Source organism: Bacillus sp. JJ1532 (genome assembly GCF_036965085.1).
GTDB lineage: Bacteria > Bacillota > Bacilli > Bacillales > Cytobacillaceae > Cytobacillus.
Map to the genome: position 1 here is coordinate 1 of NZ_JBALOW010000082.1, position 4,491 is coordinate 4,491.

The 4,491-nt window shown below is 32.3% G+C and carries 8 protein-coding genes; all 8 read left to right on the forward strand.

Annotated elements, in window-relative coordinates:
• Nucleotides 1-834 (forward strand): phage portal protein (locus V7122_RS21680; RefSeq protein WP_335529006.1); only part of this gene is annotated, 834 nt, incomplete at its 5' end.
• Entirely contained in the window at nt 818-1,672 is an 855-nt protein-coding gene (locus V7122_RS21685; protein WP_335529009.1) for a minor capsid protein, read from the forward strand. The genes V7122_RS21680 and V7122_RS21685, both read left to right, overlap by 17 nt.
• A 147-nt stretch (nt 1,673-1,819) precedes the next feature.
• Nucleotides 1,820-2,404 (forward strand): DUF4355 domain-containing protein, encoded by a 585-nt coding sequence (locus V7122_RS21690; RefSeq protein WP_335529012.1) that lies wholly within the window; start codon nt 1,820-1,822, stop codon nt 2,402-2,404.
• 52 nt (nt 2,405-2,456) lie between these two features.
• Nucleotides 2,457-3,341 carry a phage major capsid protein gene (locus V7122_RS21695; protein ID WP_335529014.1) on the forward strand — a complete coding sequence of 295 codons (885 nt, stop codon included), beginning with the start codon at nt 2,457-2,459 and terminating at the stop codon, nt 3,339-3,341.
• Between the two features lie 82 nt (nt 3,342-3,423).
• Complete coding sequence (locus V7122_RS21700) at nt 3,424-3,633, forward strand: hypothetical protein (RefSeq protein WP_335529016.1); 210 nt, start codon at nt 3,424-3,426, stop codon at nt 3,631-3,633.
• A 56-nt stretch (nt 3,634-3,689) separates the two neighbouring features.
• A complete protein-coding gene (locus V7122_RS21705; RefSeq protein ID WP_335529018.1) occupies nt 3,690-3,920 on the forward strand; it encodes a hypothetical protein in 231 nt (76 codons plus the stop codon).
• A 1-nt stretch (nt 3,921) separates the two neighbouring features.
• The gene (locus V7122_RS21710) at nt 3,922-4,233 is read left to right on the forward strand and encodes a phage head-tail connector protein (protein WP_335529020.1); all 312 of its coding nucleotides are present in this window, start codon (nt 3,922-3,924) and stop codon (nt 4,231-4,233) included.
• 1 nt (nt 4,234) lies between these two features.
• On the forward strand, nt 4,235-4,491 hold a 257-nt coding region (locus tag V7122_RS21715), incomplete at its 3' end, for a hypothetical protein (RefSeq protein ID WP_335529023.1).

Genomic DNA, 4,491 nt, shown 5'->3' on the forward strand with positions numbered 1-4,491 from the left:
GATGATTCAACCCATGTAGACGTCTGGGATGACAAAAACTTAACTAAATACATTTTAAAAGATAAACATTTAACTCAATTGATGAAAAAGAGACATTTATTTAGTGTTTGTCCTGTTAATGAAGTAGCTAATAATGATTCAAAGCGTTCTGCCTTTGATGGAATTATAAGGATTAATGATCTCTATAATGCTGTAAATAGTTCAGCAGCAAACGAAATGCTTGATCATCGTTCAGCATATTTAGTAATTGAGAATGCAGAATTAGATTTAGACGAAGCAATTAAAATGAAACAAAATGGAATCTTATTGACACCAGTAGGAAGTAAGGTATATTGGTCAATCAAAGATGTTAACAATGCTTTCTTTACCGATATGATTAAACAATGGCAAGATGAATTCTATATTCAAACAAATACTGTAAATTTAAATGAAAACTTCATGAGTAATACGAGTGGTGTAAGTATTCGTTTAAAGTTGCAAGAGTTAGAAAACCTCTCAGCCATTAAAGAATCAATATTTGAGAAAGCTCTAATGAAGAGATTCAAGTTATTCTGTGAGTGGCTAAAGATTGCTGAATCAAAAGATTATTGTTATAAAGACATATCAATTTCCTTTACAAGAAACGTACCAGTAGATGAGGTTGCAGTAGCCTCTATGATTGTACAGTTAAAGGATATGCTTCCTCTTGAGGATTTAATTTCTTACCTTCCTCGTGTGACTAACCCACAGGGTACAATACAGAAATTGCTTAGAGAACGTGATGCAATGGGATTGCTTACACTAGATGAACATCTGAAAAAGCAAAATGGTGCATTAAATGAAGAAACTCACTGAGGAACTAATTGAAGTTATTAATGGATTATTTGAAGAAAGTGAAAAAGGACATCTTGAAGTATTGAAGTCCTACATGCAATCTAAGGATAAAACGATAAATTACTTTAATAACTTATTCATTAAGCTCGGTAAAGAAGGAAAAATAGAATATGCTGATTTGTTAAAATACAATAGATTAGATTCAATCGAGAAATTTCTTAAAGAAGAAGCAGAGAGTTCAATTAAGGAAGAAATAGCCATTACTACTTTAATCTTTATGCTTTTATATTCTAGGACATATTTTCAAGTAGCTTACACTTTTGAAAAAGTACTAGGTATTAGAGTTAATTTTAAGATATTAAAAGATGAATTAATAGAATCTATTGTAAAAATGAATTGGAATGGAATTATTTTTGATGAAAGAATTCGTAATAATCATTTGTCATTGGCTAATAAATTGCGAACTGATTTTGCAGATTCTGTTCGTAAAGGTGAAACTATGGATTTAGTTGCTTCTAAAGTTGAAAAGCAATTTGGGCTACATTACAGCTATTCTACATCTTTACTGATTACTGAAGGTTCTAGGATTATTGGGGCAGCAGAAGAAGACATATTTAGAGACAGTAAAATTGTTGAAGGTGTTGAATTCTCAGCAGTCCTTGATAATCGTACTACTGAATTTTGTAGGGGACATGATGGAAGGAGGTATAGACTGGATGATCCTAATAAACCTTTTCTTCCAGCACACATAAGATGTAGGTCTATGTGGTTACCGATATTAATAAATACAATTGAAGAAATTTATTACAACGATAGTTTTGAGCCATTTGATGAATGGTTAGATGAAAATATTTATTAAGTCACTTCATTTTGGAGTGGCTTTTTATTATGGGATTTCTGTATAGGATTAGGGACAGAAGAGTGTATTTAGTGGGGATAGAATACACAAACAACACATATCACAACACTTTATGGCTCGTACATAAAGGGTTAAGGAGGAATAAAAATGGATTTACAAGCAGTAAAAACGTTCCTAGAGGAGCAAAAAAATAACGAGGAAGTTAAAGCATACTTACAGGGGTTATCTCAAGTAACACCTGAAGGAGTAAAGACTTTCCTAGACACAGATGAAGGTAAGAGACTTCTTCAACCGAAATTGGATCAGTATTATACGAAAGGTCTAGATACTTGGAAGTCGAATCATCTTCAGAAATTAATTGACGATGCAGTTTCTAAGGCTACTAATCCGAACGAAACACCTGAACAGAAAAGGATTAGAGAATTAGAAGAAAAAATTGCAAATTCGGAAGCAGAATCATTAAGAAAAGAATTAAAAGCAAATGCTTTATCTCAATTATCCGAAAAGAAACTCCCAACCTTCCTAGTTGATTATCTTATTGGAAACGATGAGGATACAATGACTCAAAACTTAACCAAATTTGAAGAAGTTTGGAATGGTCAAGTTCAAACTGTGAAGGATGAAATATTGAAGGATAATGGAACAACGCTTGAAGAAGGTTCTTCAGGTAATAGCGGAAGTGGTACTTTAGATTTCTTTAAAGTTATTTCCGATAATCAATCTAGAAAGTAGTTTTTACTACTTTAAATAAAAATTATAAAAATTAAATGGAGGTTATTTTATTATGACAGTATTAAAAGATCAATTACAAGGTTTTGTGCCAACAGAGCAAGCAGCAGGAATTATGAAAGAAGTTACACAAGGTTCTACTATTCTTAAACTATCGAAAGTTGAACCAATGAAAAGTGATAAGAAAAGGTTTTCAGTGTTAGCAGAGGGACCCGGTGCATATTGGGTTGGTGAAGGTGAGAGAATTCAAACTTCAGGTGCAACTTGGATTCATCCTGAAATTGAAGCTAAGAAACTTGCGGTTATTATTCCTGTAACAAAAGAAAAAATGAATGATTCCATTATTGAAGTGTTTGGTGAACTAGTTCCTGAGATTAGTAAAGCGTTTTATAATGCTATTGATGGAGCATGTTTGTTTGGAACAGGATCACCTTTTGCAAAGAGTATTTTTGGTGTAGCCGATACTGCTGGAAATAAAGTTGCACTAGGTACTAATGCTTCTTTAGATTTAGATGTATCAGATACTATGGCATTAATTGAAGATGCTGGACTAGATGTCAATGCATTTGTAGCACACAGAGGAATTAAAAATTCTTTAAGAAAACTTCGTGATGCTAATGGTAATGCTCTTTATGTAGAAGGAGTAAATCAAACTGAACTTTATAATGAAGCAATTGAATATGCTTCCAAGGGTGCTTTTGATAAAGCTAATGCAGAAATTATTGCAGGGAACTTCGATTACTCAATTGTTGGTATTCGTCAAGGAATCGAATATCAAATTCTTACAGAAGCTACACTACAAAATACATTACATACAGATGGAAAGCCACTATCCCTTGCTGAGCAAGATATGGTAGCTATTAAAGCAACTATGCGTATTGGATTCTTGCCAATTAAGGAAGATGCATTCGCTGTATTAACTCCAAAAGCAGGAGCTTAATAAAGAGAAATACATAACATGAGGACGGGGAATTTAACTTCCTGTCCTTTATTTTTCAATCATTGAAAGGTGGGAAATTTTATTGAAGCCTTATTCTAATGGTGAACATGTTGTTATCTTAACTGATAAAGTATTTAATGCCATTTATAAGAAAATGGGTTACTTAGAAGTTGAAAGCTCTATGTATGATCATTTTGAACTTATGAACATGTCTTTCACTGACGTTTACAATTTATATCAAAATGAGACATTGGTTGCAAACAGACCACTTAATGTTTTAGTTAAAACTTAGGAACAAATGATTGCAGAGCTTGGAAAAATTGATTTAGTTTTAAAGGAGAATGTGTAATGAAGAAATACGTTAATAACGAAGGAAAAGAGATTTTTGCAACAGAAAAGGCTTTCAATACTTTGTATAAACACCAAGGGTACGAACCTGCTAGTAAGAAAAAAATTGAAGACGAATCAACTACAGAATTAAAAGAAGTGAGTAAGGGTGTTTATGAATTACCTAATGGTGAGCAAGTTAAGGGTAAAAAGAATGCAGAATCTCGATTAAAAGAGCTAAAAGGTGAATAATATGGAATCCATTTTAGAAACTGTAAAAGCGTTGCTAAATATTGAAGATGACTCTAAAGACACAATTCTAGAATATTATATAGAAGATGCGACTAATTTCATACTGAATGAAGGTTTTCATGATGAAGTTCCTCATTCTCTTCGATCTACTTTAGTAAAAATGGTCATCTATGATTATGAAAAGAAGATTTATAGAAAGAATGGAGTATTGAAAAATAAGACTGAAGGAGATATGTCAGAGAGTTATGTAACTGAATATCCAAAAGAAATACTGCAACAAATTCAAAGAAGACGAAGAGTAAGGGTGGTTTAAAATGAGAGAAGAAACAGCTCATCTATTCTCACCTGCTAAACAATTATTAGATGAAAATGGTATTAAAGTTTTTGATAAGTACGGAAGACCAGTAATGGATGTACCAAAAGCTGATATACCATTTACACTAAGGAGTTGGCAACCATTTGGAACTTATCAAGCTAATAACAGATTTGGATTAAATGCAGTAGAAGTAAATTTTAGATTCTTTTCTGAACCAGATGAACGTTTAAAAAGAAATACAGAATTCATGTTTAG

What these genes read in the sequence shown, in the direction of transcription:
- V7122_RS21695 (WP_335529014.1), top strand. Translation starts at nt 2,457, where the DNA reads ATGACAGTATTAAAAGATCAATTACAAGGTTTTGTGCCAACAGAGCAA.
- V7122_RS21705 (WP_335529018.1), top strand. Translation starts at nt 3,690, where the DNA reads ATGAAGAAATACGTTAATAACGAAGGAAAAGAGATTTTTGCAACAGAA.
- V7122_RS21685 (WP_335529009.1), top strand. Translation starts at nt 818, where the DNA reads ATGAAGAAACTCACTGAGGAACTAATTGAAGTTATTAATGGATTATTT.
- V7122_RS21690 (WP_335529012.1), top strand. Translation starts at nt 1,820, where the DNA reads ATGGATTTACAAGCAGTAAAAACGTTCCTAGAGGAGCAAAAAAATAAC.
- V7122_RS21710 (WP_335529020.1), top strand. Translation starts at nt 3,922, where the DNA reads ATGGAATCCATTTTAGAAACTGTAAAAGCGTTGCTAAATATTGAAGAT.